This window comes from Pseudomonas sp. BF-R-26 (assembly GCF_019947395.1).
Lineage (GTDB): Bacteria > Pseudomonadota > Gammaproteobacteria > Pseudomonadales > Pseudomonadaceae > Aquipseudomonas > Aquipseudomonas farris.
Genome location: NZ_JAGYGK010000004.1, coordinates 217,824 through 235,603, shown reverse-complemented (window position 1 = coordinate 235,603; position 17,780 = coordinate 217,824). Strand labels below are relative to the sequence as shown.

Sequence of the window (17,780 nt, the reverse complement as noted above, 5' to 3'; positions counted from 1 at the left end):
TCGTCGACTATTTGACCCCAAGACCAATCAGTGAGCTTTCGATCTGGACGCCTGGCATCATTTGCTGCAACCCTTCGATCAGCTTGTCCCCCGCTTCCGTCAAGGCTTCAAGCGGCATCGCCGGCAAGCTCTCCAAAATGAACCACATGCTCTTCGCGTCAGCACCGAGACGGGTTCTGACACCTTGCCGCCAATTCCAGCGACGGCAGGTCACGCCTTTGTCATCGCGCCAGACAACCTCGCCGGGGTCTGGATACTCGAAAGCAGGAGCGCCCTCTTTCATGGTGTCAAAAGGCTCGGTGCCATCGGCGACTACCAGCCGTGGGGAGCCCACATAGGCTTCAATGTTTTCCCCGCCAACAGGGATGGCGTACTCAATACTGATTGCGTTGTAGAGATCGACGATGGGATCCAGGCTCGGCAAGCTTCCGTCACGTAAAACCCGTTTACGCAGCGCCTCAGCTGAACAAGGCGTCCGCTGCGGCTTTGCGCCGAACTTTCGGAATGTCTCCGCCCATGCGGCCAGGTGCGCTTCTCCCCAGCTTGGCCCACCTTCCTGCACGGCCTTGCAAGCGCGATCCAGCGCAGACTGAGCAACCTCAGGATGAATCAGCGGCGCAGCTCCCACCACAATGCTCAGGGCCCTGAACTCCGGAGCCAATTCTGCAACGGCTTGATCGATCAACGGCAGTACGGACAGCATCAAAAACCTCCAGGAATCCAAATGTCATTTCATGCTAGTCAGTGACGACCAATAAAGTCAATATAATGACCATTATCATCTACTATAACGCGTGTGCAGATTGACGGGGCGATCGTTAAAGGCCGAGAATCCCTACACATTTTTTCTCATGACCCTCATCAATGACCACGAATACCAGCCTGTCGACTACCTCTGGTGCTGACGCTCAAGCCGTCAGCCTGGCCGTCGCGCGCACGCTCAAACAGGCGCGCAAAGCAAAGAAGATCACGTTGGATGAGCTTTCCCGCCGCTCAGGGGTGAGCAAAGGAATGGTCGTCGAAATAGAGAAATGTACGGCGAACCCCAGTATCGGCATCCTTTGCAAAATCGCCGCCGCGCTTGGACTGTCTGTTGCAGACATCGTCAATGTGACCGAAGCCCCATCCGCCCATATCATCGACAGCCAAGACATCCCCACGCTCTGGACCGGTGACCTGGGAGGAACGGCGCGCCTCCTGGCGGGAACGTCCGGCCCTAATATGATCGAGCTGTGGCGTTGGGAAATGCATCCAGGCGAATCTTTCGCTTCACAGGGGCATCCTCAGGGCACGCTTGAACTGTTTCATGTGGAGAAAGGCACGCTGAAATGCGTGGTAGGGGAAACAGAGTTGGTCATCCCTGCGGGGAGTTCGGCAGTGGCGAAAACCGATGTACCTCATTCCTATTCCAACGCTGGCAGATCCAAGTTGGTGTTCACCATGTCCGTGACGGAGATGCATCAGTAGATACCGGCAGACTGGCAGCCAGTGAGCATATGTAAGGCGGGCGAACCAGCCAATTTCAAAAGGGCTGTGCCACCGAAAGCCATCAAGCCCCACGTAGCATCACCGCCAGGGCGCGCACTCGCAATTGCGAGTGCATCGCATGCAACTGGGGGCAAAACTGGGGGCATATTTGAAATTTTTCTGCCTGAAAACATTGTTCTAGAGCCAAGTCAAAATGTTTTTTGGGGATCCGGATAGTCTGGCTTGATCCTGAGTTTTGGGTTGAGGCTTGCCCGCGAAAGCCGTGACACGGTTTCGGGTCAATCCCTTACACTCCCTGCAACACTGATTTGTCATCATTTCATTTGATAGCCCACTAACGGAAGGTGCATGCTAGAGGGCTCGCTTTGAGCTTATATCATTCCGAATGATAGTTACCTTCGGTTCATTCGATTCGTGCCATACAACCCCGCCAAGCATCATCCGTCCATCTCAATACATTGGCGGATGCATCCATGGAACAGTCACTCAAACATTTGCGCTTCCCCTTGGCCGTGTTGGCCGTGCTGGTGATGAGCGCTTGCGGCAAGACCCCGGACGCTGCCGCCACCATGCCCGCGGCCAAGGTCAGCGTGGCCAAGGTGCTGGAACAACCGGTCAACGAGTGGGACGAATTCACCGGGCGCCTTGAAGCGCCGGAAACGGTAGAGATTCGTCCACGGGTTTCCGGCCAGATCGATGACGTGGCCTTCACCGAAGGCGCGCTGGTCAAGAAAGGCGATCTGTTGTTCCAGATCGACCCGCGTCCATTCCAGGCTGAGGTCCGCCGCCTCGAAGCCCTGGTTGCCCAGGCTCGTGCCACCGCCACCCGCAGCGAAAACGAATCCCAGCGCGGCGAACGTCTGCGCACCAGCAACGCGATTTCCGCTGAACTCGCCGACTCGCGCACCAGCGCGGCTCAAGAAGCCCGCGCTGCCGTCGGCGCCCTCCAGGCGCAACTGGACCTGGCCAAACTGAACCTCAGCTTCACCCGCGTCACTGCGCCTATCAGCGGCCGTGTCAGCCGTGCGGAAATCACCGCCGGCAACCTCGTTACCGCCGATACCACCGCGCTGACCAGCGTGGTGTCCACCGACAAGGTCTACGCCTACTTCGACGCCGACGAGCGTGTCTTCCTTAAATACACCCAGCTCGCCCGCCAGGGTCAACGCGGTGCAACTACCCCGGTTTACCTCGGCCTGTCCAATGAAGACGGCAACCCGCACCAGGGTCAGATGAACTTCGTCGACAACCAGGTCAACCCGAAGACCGGCACCATCCGCGGTCGTGCGGTGTTCGACAACAGCGACGGCACTTACACCCCGGGTCTTTATGCACGCCTGAAGCTGGTGGGCAGCGGCACTTACTCCGCGGTGTTGATCAACGACGAAGCGGTCGGTACCGACCTGGGTAAAAAGTTCGTGCTGGTGATGGATGCCGACAACAAAACGGCTTACCGCCCTGTCGAACTGGGTCCGAAGATCGAAGGTCTGCGCATCGTGCGCAGTGGCCTGAACAAGGACGACACCATCATCGTCAAGGGCTTGCAACGGGTTCGCCCTGGTTCACCGGTCACCCCTGAAGTGATCCCGATGGCCAGCCAGGAAACCCTCGCGGCCCTCGCACAACAACGACAAGCGCTGGAAGCCAGCAACCTGCCTCAAGTCGCACCTGCCAAGGTCGCGCCGGGTGCAGTTGTGAAAGTGGCAGCTGCCACTCCACGCGGTTAAGGGACAATTACTCCGATGAATTTTTCCCAATTCTTCATTTCACGGCCGATCTTTGCAGCGGTACTGTCGCTGCTGATCCTGATCGCCGGCGCCATCTCGCTGTTCCAGTTGCCGATCAGCGAATACCCGGAAGTTGTGCCGCCGACCGTTGTGGTCCGTGCCAACTTCCCGGGCGCCAACCCTAAAGTCATCGGTGAAACCGTGGCCGCTCCGTTGGAGCAAGCCATCACCGGCGTCGAGAACATGCTGTACATGTCCTCGCAGTCCACCGCTGACGGCAAGATCACCCTGACCATCACCTTCGCCCTGGGCACTGACCTGGATAACGCGCAGGTACAGGTTCAGAACCGCGTGACCCGGACCGAGCCCAAACTTCCCGAGGAAGTGACGCGCATCGGTATCACTGTGGACAAGGCGTCGCCCGACCTGACCATGGTTGTGCACTTGACCTCGCCGGACAAACGCTACGACATGCTTTACCTGTCCAACTACGCCTTGCTCAACATCAAGGATGAGTTGGCGCGTCTGGGCGGTGTCGGTGACGTGCAGCTGTTCGGTATGGGCGATTACTCGCTGCGGGTATGGCTCGATCCGAACAAGACTGCTTCGCGTAACCTGACCGCCACCGATGTGGTCACCGCGATTCGTGAACAGAACCGTCAAGTGGCGGCCGGTGCCCTGGGCGCTCCGCCTGCGCCGAATGCCACCGCGTTCCAGCTGTCGGTGAACACGCAAGGCCGTCTGGTTTCCGAAGAAGAGTTTGAGAACATCATCATTCGCTCCGGCGAAAATGGTGAAATCACTCGTCTGAAAGACATCGCTCGCGTCGAACTCGGCTCCAGCCAATACGCCCTGCGCTCCCTGCTGGACAACCAGCCGGCGGTGGCGATCCCGATCTTCCAGCGCCCTGGCTCCAATGCGATCCAGATCTCCAACGATGTTCGGGAGAAAATGGCCGAGCTGAAGAAGAACTTCCCGGAAGGCATGGACTTCAGCATCGTCTATGACCCGACGATCTTCGTGCGCGGCTCGATCGAAGCGGTGGTTCACACCCTCTTCGAAGCGCTGATCCTGGTTGTGCTCGTGGTGATCCTGTTCCTGCAAACCTGGCGCGCCTCGATCATCCCATTGGTGGCGGTGCCGGTTTCGCTGATCGGTACGTTTGCCGTGATGCACCTGTTCGGCTTCTCATTGAACGCCCTGTCGCTGTTCGGGCTGGTACTGGCCATCGGTATCGTGGTCGACGATGCGATTGTGGTGGTGGAGAACGTCGAGCGAAACATCGGGCTCGGATTAGCCCCTGTAGAAGCCACCAAGCGTGCGATGCGTGAAGTGACCGGCCCTATCATCGCGACGGCGCTGGTGTTGTGCGCAGTGTTTATCCCGGCTGCGTTCATCTCCGGGTTGACCGGGCAGTTCTATAAACAGTTCGCCCTGACGATTGCGATCTCGACCGTGATCTCGGCCTTCAACTCGTTGACCTTGTCGCCGGCTCTGGCTGCGGTATTGCTCAAGAGTCATGACGCGCCGAAAGACCGTTTTTCCAAGGTTCTGGACAAAATCTTCGGCGGTTGGTTGTTCCGTCCGTTCAACCGTTTCTTTGACAAGGCCAGCCACGGCTATGTCGGCACCGTGGGCCGGGTTATCCGCAGCAGCGGTATCGCCCTGCTTGTGTATGCCGGCCTGATGGTGTTGACGTTCTTCGGTTTCTCCAACACCCCGACCGGTTTCGTACCTGGCCAGGACAAGCAATACCTGGTGGCCTTCGCGCAACTGCCGGATGCCGCGAGCCTGGACCGTACCGAAGACGTGATCAAGCGCATGTCCGACCTGGCCCTGAAACAGCCTGGCGTGGAAAGCGCGGTGGCCTTCCCGGGTCTGTCGATCAACGGGTTCACCAACAGCCCTAACTCCGGCATCGTGTTCGTCACCCTCAAACCATTCGACGAGCGTAAGGATCCGAGCATGTCCGCCGGTGCGATTGCCGGTGCATTGAACGGCCAGTACGCCGGGATTCAGGAAGCCTATATGGCGATCTTCCCGCCGCCGCCGGTACAAGGCTTGGGGACCATTGGCGGTTTCCGCCTGCAGATCGAAGACCGGGGCAACCTGGGCTATGACGAGCTGTACAAAGAAACCATGAACATCATCACCAAAAGCCACAGCGTGCCGGAACTGGCCGGCCTGTTCACCAGCTACACAGTGAACGTGCCGCAGGTCGATGCCGCCATTGACCGGGAAAAAGCCAAGACCCACGGCGTTGCCGTCAGTGACATCTTCGACACCCTGCAGATCTACCTGGGTTCGCTGTATGCCAACGACTTCAACCGCTTCGGTCGCACCTATCAGGTCAACGTTCAGGCTGAGCAACAGTTCCGCCTCGAATCGGACCAGATCGGTCAGCTGAAAGTGCGTAACAACCGGGGCGAGATGATTCCGCTGGCGACCTTCATCAAGGTCAGCGACACCTCGGGGCCGGACCGCGTGATGCACTACAACGGCTTCATCACCGCTGAAATCAACGGTGCGGCAGCCCCCGGCTACAGCTCCGGCCAGGCCGAGAAAGCCATCGAGAAACTGCTCAAGGACGAATTGCCCAACGGCATGACCTACGAGTGGACCGACCTGACCTACCAGCAGATTCTGTCCGGCAACACGGCGCTGTTCGTGTTCCCGCTCTGCGTACTGCTGGCGTTCCTGGTGCTCGCGGCTCAATACGAGAGCTGGAGCCTGCCACTGGCGGTGATCCTGATCGTTCCGATGACCCTGCTGTCGGCCATTACTGGTGTGATTGCCTCGGGCGGCGACAACAACATCTTCACCCAGATCGGCTTGATCGTACTGGTGGGACTTGCGTGTAAGAACGCGATTCTGATCGTCGAGTTTGCCAAGGATAAACAGGAAGAAGGCCTCGGCCCGTTGGCAGCGGTACTGGAAGCTTGCCGTCTGCGTCTGCGGCCGATCCTGATGACCTCCTTCGCGTTCATCATGGGTGTTGTGCCTCTGGTTTTCTCCAGCGGTGCCGGTGCCGAAATGCGTCATGCCATGGGTGTGGCGGTGTTCTCCGGGATGCTCGGGGTGACCTTCTTCGGTCTGTTGCTGACGCCGGTGTTCTACGTACTGATTCGTAACTTTGTGGAGCGCGGTGAAGCGCGCAAAGCGGCCAAGGCGCTGAAATTGGAAAAGCAAGTGGAGGCGCAACAATGAGCCTGAAAGCCTTCCTGCCGAGCCTTCTGGTACTGGCCCTGAGTGCCTGCGCCGTTGGCCCGGATTACAAAACCCCAGCGACGGAGGCGGCCAACATCACGGCCGCCACCGATGGCAGCGCCGGTCAGAAGAATTTTGACCGCGCCCGTTTCGAAGGCATCTGGTGGCAGCAGTTCGAGGATCCGACCCTCAACCAGCTGGTGACGCAATCCTTGCAAGGCAACCGTGATTTGCGCGTGGCCTTCGCCCGCTGGAAAGCGGCCCGGGCGATTCGCGATGACGTCAGCAACGACGCCATGCCGACCATCACCAGCCGCGCGAGCAGTGATTTGGCCAAAGGACAGATTCCCGGCCAGACCACTAAACGCGTCAGCAGTGAACGCTATGACCTAGGGCTGGACATGGCCTGGGAACTGGACTTGTTCGGTCGCATCCAGCGCAACCTGGAATCCAGCGACGCCGAACAGCAGGCCGCCGAAGCCGATCTTTACCAACTGCAAGTCACCATGATTGCCGAACTGGTGGACGCCTACGGCCAACTGCGCGGTGCGCAGTTGCGGGAAAAGATCGCCCTGGCCAACCTGAACAACCAGCAGGAATCGCGCAAGATCACCGAAAGCCTGCGTGATGCCGGTGTCGGCGATCAGCTGGACGTGGTTCGCGCCGATGCGCGTCTGGCCTCTGTGGAAGCCAGCGTGCCGCAACTGCAGGCCGAACAGGTGCGTCAGCGCAACCGCATCGCCACCCTGCTGGGTGAGCGTCCGGACAAGCTAACCGTCGACCTGAGTCCAAAAGACTTGCCGGCGATCGCCAAGGCCCTGCCGATCGGTGATCCGGGCGAACTGCTGCAACGGCGTCCAGACATCCGCAGCGCCGAACGCCAACTGGCGGCCGCCACCGCCCGTATTGGCGTGGCCAAGGCTGATTTGTTCCCACGGGTCAGCCTCAGCGGCTTCCTCGGCTTCACTGCCGGGCGCGGTTCGCAGATCGGTTCCTCGGCGGCCAACGCCTGGGCACTGGGCCCAAGCATTACCTGGGCGGCGTTCGACCTGGGCAGCGTGCGCGCCCGTTTGCGTGGTGCCGATGCTGAAGCCGAAGGCGCCCTGGCGACCTACGAGCAGCAAGTCCTGTTGGCGCTGGAAGAGTCGGAAAACGCCTTCAGCGATTACGGTAAACGTCAGCAGCGCCTGATCTCGCTGATTCGTCAAAGCGAATCAAGCCGCGCCGCTGCCGATCTCGCCGACATTCGCTACCGCGAAGGCACCGTGGACTTCCTCGTGCTGCTCGATGCTCAACGCGAGCGCCTGGCAGCCGAAGACACCCAGGCCCAGGCTGAAGTCGATTTGTATCGCGGCATTGTCGCCATCTACAAAGCTCTCGGCGGCGGCTGGCAACCAGAGACGGTCGCCAGCAAGTAACGTTTTAAAGAGCTCCTTTGGTTGGCCGCAACCAACCAACTTCTTTGCCCCGCGCCTCATTCGGTCGCGGGGCTTTTTTTTGTCATGCACGCTTGTTGAATCCACCACATCCCCTGTGGGAGCGGGCTTGCCCGCGATGACGATTGCACATTCAGCGTTGATGTTGGCTGACCCACCGCCATCGCGGGCAAGCCCGCTCCCACAGGGTTAGCGGTGTTCTTGAGTCTCGCGGCTTTCCAGGACTGTCACGGTGGCCGTGGTCCCGGCCCTCAGACGGTTTTTAGCGACATAGTCAGCATCGATCTGAATCCGCACCGGCACCCTTTGCGCCAGCTTGACCCAGGTGTAACTGGGGTTGATGCTGGCTAGCAGGCGACTGCCGGGGGAGTTCTCGCGGTCGGCGATAGCAAAAGCGATGCTTTGCACGGTGCCGCCGAAGGTCTCGCCGCTCATCAACTCGACCCTGACCCGGTCGCCCTCCTCGATTCGCGGCAGCTTTGTTTCTTCAAAGTAGCCGCTGATATAAAACGAGTCGCTGTCTACCAGTGCCAACAACGCCCCTCCGGCAGTGGCGTAATCGCCCTGGCGAGTCAGCAGGTTGGTCACGTAACCGCTGACAGGCGCTGCGACCCGCGTGCGCTGCAAGTCCAGTTCGGCCTGGGTCAATGCAGCGATCGCCAGTTGCACGTTGGCCTGGGCCAGGCCCAGATTGGCCTGATTGCGCAACAGCTCCGCCTGCGCCACCGCCACTTCGGTACTGGATTTCTCCCATTCTTCGCCGGAGATCGCGAAACGCTGTTTGAGGGTTCGCCGGCGATGCTCTTCACTCTGACGCTGCCTGAGCATTGCTTCGCTGGCGACAATCGTCGCTTCGGACTGGCCCAGCGTGGCTTTTGCGACTTCCACCGCGCGCTTGGCATGCTCCACTGCCAGCGTATAACGAGCCGGGTCGATCTCCAGCAGCAACTGGCCTTTCGTAACATGCTGGTTGTCTTGAACACTCAGGCTGACGATGCGCCCCGAGACATCGGCGGACAACGTCACCACATCGGCGCGAACCCGCGCGTCCCGAGTCCAGGGCGCGCGGGTGTAATGTTCCCAGGCGAACCAGCCAAGCACGAAGGCCAGCAATACCACTGCCACAGTCACGAGTCGGGCGAGGATCTTCTTCAAGGCATCAAGCTCCCATCACCAGAATCAGCGTCGCGCAAACGCAGGCGTATAACGCGCCTTCGAACAAGGCCTCGTGCCAGACAAAACGCAGCACGCCAAAACGGCGCAAGATCCAGTCCAGCAGCAGGAAGATCGGCAGGGCCAGCAGTAACGCCTGGGCAATCGGCGGCAAGTAGACACCACCCAATTCAAAATCAATGGGCAAGGGCTGGCTCTCCTTCCGTTTGGACGGGTTGAAAGTATTGGCGATGTCGCTCCAGAAACGACACCACGATCAACAACGCCACGCGCATTCTGAAAACCGACCACAGGTGTTCATGAACGTCTAAATGCAAGTCATCCATTTCATCGCCCAAGACACGCAAGTTGCCGAGCAGCTGCTCAAGGTCAATCCCGGGCCGCCCGGCGATCAATCGGCCTGTCTCACGCACGGCAGCCAGCAAACGGTTTTGCTGGTCTGTACTCAGTAACGTGTTGCTTTGCCCCTGTTGCCTGAGCTGGTTCAAGGCCACACCCAGTGCCATGCAGCCAAGGCTGACTTCGAACAGCTCTATGGAGTGCTTGTCGTTGGTCGCCGGCAATAATCCCAACATCATGGTCAGGCGATCGACCATACGGCTTTCAAACGCAAATTGTTGTTCATCGGTGGCCGGCGTCTTCAGCAAAGCGTAGACCTGCTCGCAGTTTTCATTGAACAGCCGACGTATCCGTAAAACGGGCCTGAACGGGAAGATCAAGGCATAGACACTGAGCGCCAGCGCGGAGGCGCTGATATACGCACCGGCAAACTCGAACCACTGAATAGCGCTGTTTTGGCCGCTTCCTGTGTTTTGCGGGCCCAACAACAGTATTGTCGTTAGCCCAAGACCGATGCCTGTGCCAGTGGTTGGCGGGCTGGCCAACCCCACCGCGACGGCATACAGCAATGGGGCAAGCAACAAGGCGAGTAACTCGAAGTTACTAATCATCGGTATCAGCATGAACAGATAGAGCGCCGACACCACCAAGGCCAGACCCAGCCCTTTGGCAAAGCTTTGCGCGGCCAGCAACGGCCGTGGAAAAGTCGCCATCAGCGAACAGAGAATCCCCACCACAATCATCCCGCCACGGGCCCCATCCCAAGCGGTCTCGATCCAGATCAACCCGGCCACCAGCAACGCGAAAAATGCCCGGATTGCATTCATTGCCGCCAAGGTGAAATCCAGATGCAGCGGATTTTCCTGGCCACGGAACACGCAACTGGCTTCACGCCCTTCCTGGATCGCGTCGCTTAGCTCCAGAATCTGCGCCAGTTGCTCTAGCATCCGTGCCTGCTCCCAACGCAGTGCCCAAGCCAATGAACGCAGGGTGGCAGGCATCGTCTCGGTGAGTTGTTCGGCCTTGTAGGCCTGGTCATCGAAACGCTGTTGCAGCGCGGCGAAATGGTGCCGTGCCTCGCTCGACAATGAACGCCCTTGCAGGGCCAATTCATCGAGAAACGCCAGTTCTTCGGCGCGCAAACGTTGTATCTCTTCCGGCAACGCGCCTTCCCAGCGTTCGGTGAGCAGTTGCCGCTGGTGACGCAAGGCCGTCAACCGCGAAGTCAGCAGCACCAGCTGATTGCCCAGCAGTTGCACCAGACCATTGGCGCTGCGCAACCGCGGCGCATCGTAATATAAATGCCGACGTACTCCCTCCAGAGCACTGATTGCGCCGAGCAGTTGCATCTGCCGCCGATGGAAATCGGCCTCGCTTTCTTCGGTTCGGATGACGGCAGCAGCGTGGGTCGCGAGCAGCTTGATGACCTGATCGATCTTGGCGAAGTAATCCCGCGCCACAGCTTCCGGTCGCGCCGTGAGAAGGCTGACCACGCACACGCAAGCCACCGCCAAAAGCGTTTCGGTCACACGAGTGACGGCTAGCAGGAACGTGCCTTCCTGATCGGGTACCGCCAGCAGCGCCACGACCACCGCCGTGTACCCGCTCAGCACAAATGCCTGGGAGCTGGTGTAGCGCAACAAGGTGCCGCCGGCGGTACAGAATGCCAACCACAAGGCCAGGGTGAGGATGAAAGGCAGGGGCGCCTGGGGGAAGATCGCCATGATCAACACCGCCACCACCGCTCCTAACGTGGTGCCGATGACCTGACCGAAACTTCGGGCCAGGGCCATGCCGCCCAACGGCTGGCTGACGATGACCACCGCCATGATCGACCACTTGGGCTGCTCAAGGTCGAACAGGAAGGCCAGGTACAACGTCAGTAGCCCGGCCACAATGGTCCTCAGGGCGAACAGCAGCACCTCTCGTCCGGGGTTGAGTATCGCCTTGAAATATTGAAGCAGCGGTTGCATGAGAGCGCTCATTAAGTCATCTCCAGCAAGCGTAGTCATTGCTTCAGTGCCTCGACAGGTTTCAGTGTCGACAATACCTGTAGGCAAATTCGCCGACGACTACCTGCTGAATCAAGCTTGGGTTTGACTCACAGCCCGGCCTGACCGAAGCTGGTGGCTTTGCAAAAGCCTGCCAGCTCCCGGATTCCTGCATGCCTCAGTCCCGCCGCTACTTGCTCATCAGCCTCTGCGTATTGTTTGCCCTCGCCCTCGCCTGGTTTTTCTTGCGTAGCACGACGCCCGTGGTGCCGGCGGCGATCAAGCATGGCTACAGCGAAGCGCTGGCCCAGGCACGCGCGGGTCAACCGGGAGCGGCGCGGGTGCTTTATCAGCAATTGGGCCGCCCTGACCTGTCGACCAAGCGCCGTGTCTGGCTGCACGCCGAACTGCCCAACTACCCAAGCCCGCAAGCCCTGAAACTGGCGGATGCGGACTTGCAACATCCATCGGCGGATGTGCGCATCGCAGCGATCAAAAGCATCAATGGGCTGGTGCCCAGTGGGCAGCGCAGCCTGTTGCTGGGGCCCTTGCTCGATGACAGCGATCCGAGCGTCCGGTTTGCGGCGGTCAATGCCTTATTGGGTCTGACGCCGGATGAACTGGGGTTGTACTTCGGCCCCTTGGAGCAAGCCATCGATGCTTGGGAGCAGCTTCTCAAGGGGCAGCCGGAAAGCGCCGAAACCCAATACCAACTGGCGCGCCTGCACTTGCACAATGCCGAGCTGAAGGAAGCGCAGCAGGCCTTGGAGCGCACGTTGCAACTGGCGCCCGGCAACCTGCCGGCACTGGTGATGCAGATCGAAGTGCTGGATAAACAGGGCCAAAGCGATGCCGCCAGGCAATTGTTGGCGAAACAGTTAAAGGCCCAGCCTGACTCGGCCTACCTGCAGCATGCGCTGGGGCTTTGGTTGCTGCATCACGGGCAAAGTGAGTTCGCCCTGCTCGGGCTGTCCAAAGCCGTGGAGCTTGAGCCGGACAACAAGGATTACCGCTACGACCTGGCCACCACGCTGCACGGTGAGCAGGAGCTGGAGGCGGCGCAGAACCAGTTGCAGGAAATCGTCCAGCGCCACCCGGCCGATCGCAAGGCGCGCGTGCTGCTGATCAACTACTGGAAGGAAAGCGGACAGTTGCAGAACGTGCAGATATTGCTGGCACAACTGGAACAGCTAAACCCCGACGATCCGGCGTTGCAGCAAGGTCTGTAAACGATCGCTCTGTAGCAGCTGCCGAAGGCTGCGTTCGAGTGTGTAGCGCTCGTCATCGATTGACCGGCGGGCGCTGCGCCCCCCGAACGCAGCCTTCGGCAGCTGCTACAAATCAGAGCAAGAAAAGGTTGAACCGCCGTCTCGGCGAAAGGTCAAGTGATCAGGCAGTCCACTCAGGCGCTCCCAGCCTGCTGCCTCGCTTCCCCTAGTCATGAGAGGGCATTTCTTGTCTACATCTAACGAGTTGATCAGTGCAAAAGCCGCCACCGGCATTGAAGGTCTGGATGACATCCTGGCCGGTGGATTGTCCCGCGGCCATGTGTTCTTGCTGGAGGGTGAACCCGGTACCGGCAAAACCACCGTCGCATTGCATTTTCTGTTGGCTGGCGCCCGTGCCGGCGAACGCTCGTTATACATCACCCTGTCGGAAACCGAGCGAGAGCTGCGCCAAGGGGCGTTATCCCACGGCTGGGAGCTGAATGAGAACATCCACATCTTCGAGCTGACGCCGCCGGAAAGCCTGCTCAATGCCGAGCATCAGCAGAGTCTGCTGTATTCCTCGGACCTGGAACTGGGCGAAGCCACCAAACAGATTTTCGAAGCAGTCGAACGGGTCAAACCGACCCGCGTCGTGGTCGACAGTCTGTCCGAAATCCGCCTGTTGGCCCAAAGCTCTTTGCGCTACCGCCGGCAGATTCTGGCGATCAAGCATTACTTCGTGCGCTACGAAGCCACGGTGCTGCTGCTGGATGACCTGACCACCGAAGCTCTCGACAAAACCGTGCACAGCGTGGCTCACGGGGTAATTCGTCTCGAAGAATTGACGCCTAACTACGGTGCCGAACGTCGGCGGATCCGCGTGGTGAAGTATCGCGGTCAGAAGTACCGGGGCGGTTTCCATGACTTCACCATTATGGGTGACGGCGTGCATGTATTCCCACGCTTGGTGGCGGCCGAACATCGCGGGCGTTATATCCGCCAGCAGTTGACCAGTGGCATCGCGCAAATGGATGCCCTGCTCGGTGGCGGTATCGAGACGGGCTCCAGCACCCTGATCCTCGGCCCGGCGGGTACCGGCAAATCGCTAATCTCAATGGTCTTCGCCGCTGCGGCGGTGGCCCGTGGCGAAAAGGCTGCATTGTTCATCTTCGATGAAGAGCTGGGGCTGCTGTTCGAGCGGATGAAAAACATCGGCATCGACCTGAAGGCCCTGGAAGACACCGGCAACCTGCTGATCGAGCAAGTGGACGCCGCCGAATTGTCCCCCGGCGAATTCTCCTACCGGGTTCGTCGTTGTGTCGATGAGGGCAATATCAAAACCGTGGTGATCGACAGTATCAACGGCTATCAGGCGGCAATGCCCGAAGAAAATGCCCTGGTGCTGCACATGCATGAGTTGCTGCTGTACCTCAATCGCCAAGGCGCCGCGACATTCATGACCGTCGCCCAACATGGACTGGTCGGTGACATGCAGGCCCCCGTCGACATTACCTATCTGGCCGACACGGTCATCCTGTTGCGCTACTTCGAAGCCCTGGGCAAGGTTCGCCGAGCGATCTCGATCATCAAGAAACGTACCGGCAGCCACGAATCAACCATTCGCGAGTACCGCATCAGCAGCCAGGGCATGACCATCGGTGAACCACTGGATGCATTCCAGGGTGTATTGCGTGGAGTGCCCACTTACCTGGGCGCGAGCAAGCCGCTGCTTGAGGAAGATGTCCAGTGACGGCCGTGGAGGCAATGTCCGAGCGTGCGATCATTCTTGCGCCGTTGGGACGCGACAGCCAGATTGCGCTGATGATGCTCAACGAGGCAGGGTTCGATGGGATCATCACCCGCGATCTGGGCACGTTGTGCAATGAACTGTCGCTGGGTGCCGGCCTGCTGGTGATTGCTTCCGAGGCCTTATTGGGCGCAAACCTTGAACCGCTGCTGGGCCTGATCGAGCAGCAACCGGCGTGGTCGGATCTGCCGATCGTACTGCTGACCCACCACGGTGGCCCGGAGCAGAACCCTGCATCGCGACTCGGGCTGCAACTGGGCAACGTGACCTTTCTCGAGCGGCCGTTTCATCCGGTCACGCTGATCAGTCTGGTCACCACAGCGTTGCGCGGGCGACGACGGCAGTATGAAGCCAGGGACCGGTTGATTGATCTGAGCCAAAGCGAACTGCGTCTGCAAAACACCCTGGAAACCCTCGAGCAACAGGTCGAGGAACGCACCGCGCAACTGCGCCACAATGAAGAGGTGCTCAGGCAGTCGCAGAAAATGGAAGCGGTCGGCCAACTCACCGGCGGTATTGCCCACGACTTCAACAACATGCTCACCGGCATCATCGGCAGCCTGGAGCTGCTGCGTCGACGCCTGGCCCGGGGACGCACCGAGGACCTGGACAGCCTGATCGATCTTGGGGTGACCTCAGCCAACCGCGCGGCGGGCCTGACGCATCGTCTGCTGGCGTTTTCCCGACGCCAGTCGCTGGATTCAAAACCCGTGCAGATGAACACCCTGGTGGTGTCCATGGGTGAACTGTTGCAGCGCAGCATCAATGAAAGCATTCACCTTGAAATGCAGCTGGACGAGCAACTGTGGGTGGCCGAGGCCGACCCCAACCAACTCGAAAGCGCCCTGCTCAATCTGGTGCTAAACGCCCGGGACGCCATGCCCGACGGCGGAAAGCTGCTGGTCAAAACCTCCAATCAGCATCTGGATACGGGGTTTACCGAGGCACACAGCAATCTGCAACCGGGCGATTACATCGTCCTGAGCGTCACCGATACCGGTTGCGGCATGCCGCAAAGCACCATCAACCGAGCCTTTGATCCTTTCTTCACGACCAAACCCATCGGCCAGGGCACGGGCCTGGGCTTGTCGATGATTTACGGTTTCAGCAAACAGTCTGGCGGCCACGTCAGCATTCACAGTGAAGTCGGAAAAGGCACCAAGGTCAGTCTGTTTTTGCCGCGTTTCAGCGGAGAACTGCTCCAGGACACCCAAGTCGATGCCCAACACGCTCCTTACGCCCGGAATGGCGAAACCGTGCTTATCGTCGAAGACGATCCCGCCGTGCGAGTCCTGGTCAGCGCCGTATTGAGTGAATTGGGCTACGCCTTCGTTGAAGCCGGCGATGCTGACAGCGCCGTGCCGATTCTCGACTCCGGTCAGCGAATCGACCTGTTGATCAGCGACGTGGGGCTACCGGGCATGAACGGCCGGCAACTGGCGGAAATCGGCCGGCAGTATCGGCCTGATCTCAAGGTATTGTTCATCACCGGGTATGCCGAACATGCCGCTGTGCGCGGTGGCTTTCTTGATCCAGGCATGCAAATGATCACCAAGCCGTTCACCTTCGATTTGTTGACGGCGAAGGTGCGGGAGATGATCAGAATCTGAAGGATTCTTGTGTAGGCGCTGCCGCAGGCTGCGATCTTTTGATCCGGGGCCGTCGCGCGAGCGCAAAAAGATCAAAAGATCGCAGCCTTCGGCAGCTCCTACAGGGGCCCGCTGGTCAGCGATATAGCTGCCTTCAGGACAGCATGTCTTGCATGATCTGTTGCAACACATCCAGATCGAACGGCTTGGCCAGGATCGGCGCCTTGCGGGTGATCGGGCTGTCGGTCTCGCGAATTTCCTGCGGATAGCCGCTGATGAAGATGACCTTGAGCTCCGGTCGCAATTTCACGGCGGGTTCGGCGATCTGCACGCCAGAGATTCCCCCCGGCAAGCGGAAGTCGGTGATCATCATGTCCAGATGCGGTTTGCTCGCTAGAATTTCAAAGGCCTGCTCGCCGTTTTCGGCTTGCAGCACCCGGTAACCCTCACCCGACAAATAAGCAGACAGCACCATCAAGATCGAAGGGTCATCCTCGACGATCAGTACCACATCTTGTGCATCTTCACTCATGGAAAGCCTTTGTTCGGTCAATAGCTGCTGATACGACCGTGTGGTCACTCAGAGGTTGCGTTTATCGGGCTGTTTTCCTGCAGCGGCAGACAAACGCGAAACAAGGCGCCTTCGCCAATCCGGCTCTCGACGGTGATGGAGCCACCGTGGGCGGCGACAATCTGCTCCGAAATAAACAGCCCCAGGCCCAGCCCTGCTACAACGGCCTTGGCGGAAACCCGTTCGAACTGCTGAAAAATGCGCTGCTGATTCTCTTCACTGATCCCGATACCGCGATCCTGAACCTCAACCCACGCTTGCCCGTGCTGATTGTACACGCGTACGTCGATCTGGCTCTTGGCGCCATAACGCAGCGCATTGGTCAACAAGTTGGAAATCACTTGTTCGATACGGAACTCGTCCCAGTGGCCCAACACGGGCTGCTCGGCCGTCAAGGTAACCGACGACTCCGCGGCCTCGACCTGCGGTGCAAAGTTTTGCAGAAGGTTGTTCACCAGTTGCACCAGGTCAAACCGACTGGGGCGAATCGACAGCTTGCCAGTACGGATCCGCGACACATCGAGCATGTCTTCGATCAGGCGAATCAGGCTTTTGATCTGCCGCTCATCGCGGTCGACCATGGCGTGCATCTTGTCCAGGGTGAAGGCTGCGGCGTTATCCCGGGCCAAGTGCATTTTGCGCAACTGGGTTTCGAGAATCAGGCCGTTGAGCGGCGTACGGACTTCGTGCGCCACGATGGACATGAAGTCATCCCGCATGCGCACCGCTTGCTCCAGCTCATTCTGGGTATTCTGCAACTGTTTGAGCAGCGCCTCCTGCTCCCGGCGACTGTGCTCCAGCGCTTCGACCTGATGCTTCATCGCTTTGCTCTGGCGATACAGGTCGACGAAGACATTGACCTTGCTCTTGACCGCGTGAACATCCAGCGGCTTGTGCAAGAAGTCTACCGCACCGCTTTCATAGCCCTTGAACGCGTAATTAAGCTCGCGACCGGCGGCACTGACGAACACAATCGGGATGTTTCTGGTTTTTTCCGTGCCGCGCATCAACTCGGCCAGCTCGAAGCCGTTCATGCCGGGCATCTGCACATCGAGAATGGCCATCGCGAATTCATGCTGCAGCAACAGCGACAAGGCTTCGTCGGCGGACAGGGCTTTGTAGACGATACGATCTTCGCGCCTGATCAATGCTTCGAGCGCCAGAAGGTTTTCCGGCAGGTCGTCGACGATCAGTAATTTGGCCTGGATGCTACTTAACATGCGACTCCTTCCAGCTCGACAAGC

The 17,780-nt window shown here is 59.3% G+C and carries 13 protein-coding genes; 7 read left to right on the top strand and 6 right to left on the bottom strand.

Features of this window, described 5'->3' with window-relative positions; all coding sequences use genetic code 11:
* Window positions 1-7: 7 nt before the first annotated feature.
* Window positions 8-703 carry a B3/4 domain-containing protein gene (locus KGB18_RS07075; protein ID WP_065946807.1) on the bottom strand — a complete coding sequence of 232 codons (696 nt, stop codon included), beginning with the start codon at window positions 701-703 and terminating at the stop codon, window positions 8-10.
* A gap of 161 nt (window positions 704-864) precedes the next feature.
* Between KGB18_RS07075 and KGB18_RS07070 the strand changes: the two genes are divergently transcribed.
* From KGB18_RS07070 to KGB18_RS07055, 4 genes are all read left to right on the top strand, one after another.
* The gene (locus tag KGB18_RS07070) at window positions 865-1,467 is read left to right on the top strand and encodes an XRE family transcriptional regulator (protein ID WP_003202223.1); all 603 of its coding nucleotides are present in this window, start codon (window positions 865-867) and stop codon (window positions 1,465-1,467) included.
* Between the two features lie 494 nt (window positions 1,468-1,961).
* Window positions 1,962-3,215, top strand: a complete 1,254-nt coding sequence (gene mexE, locus KGB18_RS07065; RefSeq protein WP_201060388.1) for a multidrug efflux RND transporter periplasmic adaptor subunit MexE — start codon at window positions 1,962-1,964, stop codon at window positions 3,213-3,215.
* Window positions 3,216-3,230: 15 nt separating this feature from the next.
* Window positions 3,231-6,422, top strand: a complete 3,192-nt coding sequence (locus KGB18_RS07060; protein ID WP_201060387.1) for an efflux RND transporter permease subunit — start codon at window positions 3,231-3,233, stop codon at window positions 6,420-6,422.
* Entirely contained in the window at window positions 6,419-7,840 is a 1,422-nt protein-coding gene (locus tag KGB18_RS07055) for an efflux transporter outer membrane subunit (RefSeq protein ID WP_123722836.1), read from the top strand. The genes KGB18_RS07060 and KGB18_RS07055 overlap by 4 nt, the downstream gene beginning before the upstream one ends.
* A 207-nt stretch (window positions 7,841-8,047) precedes the next feature.
* On the opposite strand, the gene KGB18_RS07050 is transcribed toward KGB18_RS07055, so the two are convergent.
* The 3 genes from KGB18_RS07050 to KGB18_RS07040 are packed head-to-tail and all read right to left on the bottom strand — an operon-like array spanning window position 8,048 to window position 11,355.
* Window positions 8,048-9,013, bottom strand: a complete 966-nt coding sequence (locus KGB18_RS07050; RefSeq protein ID WP_223569594.1) for an HlyD family secretion protein — start codon at window positions 9,011-9,013, stop codon at window positions 8,048-8,050.
* A 4-nt stretch (window positions 9,014-9,017) separates the two neighbouring features.
* Window positions 9,018-9,218, bottom strand: a complete 201-nt coding sequence (locus KGB18_RS07045) for a DUF1656 domain-containing protein (RefSeq protein ID WP_038983381.1) — start codon at window positions 9,216-9,218, stop codon at window positions 9,018-9,020.
* Complete coding sequence (locus KGB18_RS07040; RefSeq protein ID WP_123722838.1) at window positions 9,208-11,355, bottom strand: FUSC family protein; 2,148 nt, start codon at window positions 11,353-11,355, stop codon at window positions 9,208-9,210. Before KGB18_RS07040 ends, KGB18_RS07045 begins: the two co-directional genes overlap by 11 nt.
* Before the next feature lie 179 nt (window positions 11,356-11,534).
* On the opposite strand from KGB18_RS07040, the gene KGB18_RS07035 reads away from it, so the two are divergent.
* The 3 genes from KGB18_RS07035 to KGB18_RS07025 all read left to right on the top strand — a co-directional run bounded on the left by KGB18_RS07035 (window position 11,535) and on the right by KGB18_RS07025 (window position 15,986).
* Window positions 11,535-12,590, top strand: a complete 1,056-nt coding sequence (locus tag KGB18_RS07035) for a tetratricopeptide repeat protein (RefSeq protein WP_123722839.1) — start codon at window positions 11,535-11,537, stop codon at window positions 12,588-12,590.
* Between the two features lie 226 nt (window positions 12,591-12,816).
* On the top strand, window positions 12,817-14,319 hold the full coding sequence (locus KGB18_RS07030; protein WP_223569593.1) for an ATPase domain-containing protein: 1,503 nt from the start codon (window positions 12,817-12,819) through the stop codon (window positions 14,317-14,319).
* Complete coding sequence (locus tag KGB18_RS07025; RefSeq protein WP_223569592.1) at window positions 14,316-15,986, top strand: ATP-binding protein; 1,671 nt, start codon at window positions 14,316-14,318, stop codon at window positions 15,984-15,986. Before KGB18_RS07030 ends, KGB18_RS07025 begins: the two co-directional genes overlap by 4 nt.
* Before the next feature lie 133 nt (window positions 15,987-16,119).
* Here the strand turns inward: KGB18_RS07025 and KGB18_RS07020 are convergent, their stop codons facing one another.
* Window positions 16,120-16,497 (bottom strand): response regulator, encoded by a 378-nt coding sequence (locus KGB18_RS07020; RefSeq protein ID WP_038983388.1) that lies wholly within the window; start codon window positions 16,495-16,497, stop codon window positions 16,120-16,122.
* Between the two features lie 44 nt (window positions 16,498-16,541).
* Window positions 16,542-17,756, bottom strand: a complete 1,215-nt coding sequence (locus tag KGB18_RS07015; RefSeq protein ID WP_123722842.1) for a hybrid sensor histidine kinase/response regulator — start codon at window positions 17,754-17,756, stop codon at window positions 16,542-16,544.
* Window positions 17,757-17,780 lie beyond the last annotated feature (24 nt).

Excerpts from the sequence above, each read along its gene's own strand:
- KGB18_RS07075 (WP_065946807.1), bottom strand. The coding sequence starts at position 703 with ATGCTGTCCGTACTGCCGTTGATCGATCAAGCCGTTGCAGAATTGGCT.
- KGB18_RS07070 (WP_003202223.1), top strand. The coding sequence starts at position 865 with ATGACCACGAATACCAGCCTGTCGACTACCTCTGGTGCTGACGCTCAA.
- mexE (WP_201060388.1), top strand. The coding sequence starts at position 1,962 with ATGGAACAGTCACTCAAACATTTGCGCTTCCCCTTGGCCGTGTTGGCC.
- KGB18_RS07060 (WP_201060387.1), top strand. The coding sequence starts at position 3,231 with ATGAATTTTTCCCAATTCTTCATTTCACGGCCGATCTTTGCAGCGGTA.
- KGB18_RS07055 (WP_123722836.1), top strand. The coding sequence starts at position 6,419 with ATGAGCCTGAAAGCCTTCCTGCCGAGCCTTCTGGTACTGGCCCTGAGT.
- KGB18_RS07040 (WP_123722838.1), bottom strand. The coding sequence starts at position 11,355 with ATGAGCGCTCTCATGCAACCGCTGCTTCAATATTTCAAGGCGATACTC.
- KGB18_RS07035 (WP_123722839.1), top strand. The coding sequence starts at position 11,535 with ATGCCTCAGTCCCGCCGCTACTTGCTCATCAGCCTCTGCGTATTGTTT.
- KGB18_RS07020 (WP_038983388.1), bottom strand. The coding sequence starts at position 16,497 with ATGAGTGAAGATGCACAAGATGTGGTACTGATCGTCGAGGATGACCCT.
- KGB18_RS07015 (WP_123722842.1), bottom strand. The coding sequence starts at position 17,756 with ATGTTAAGTAGCATCCAGGCCAAATTACTGATCGTCGACGACCTGCCG.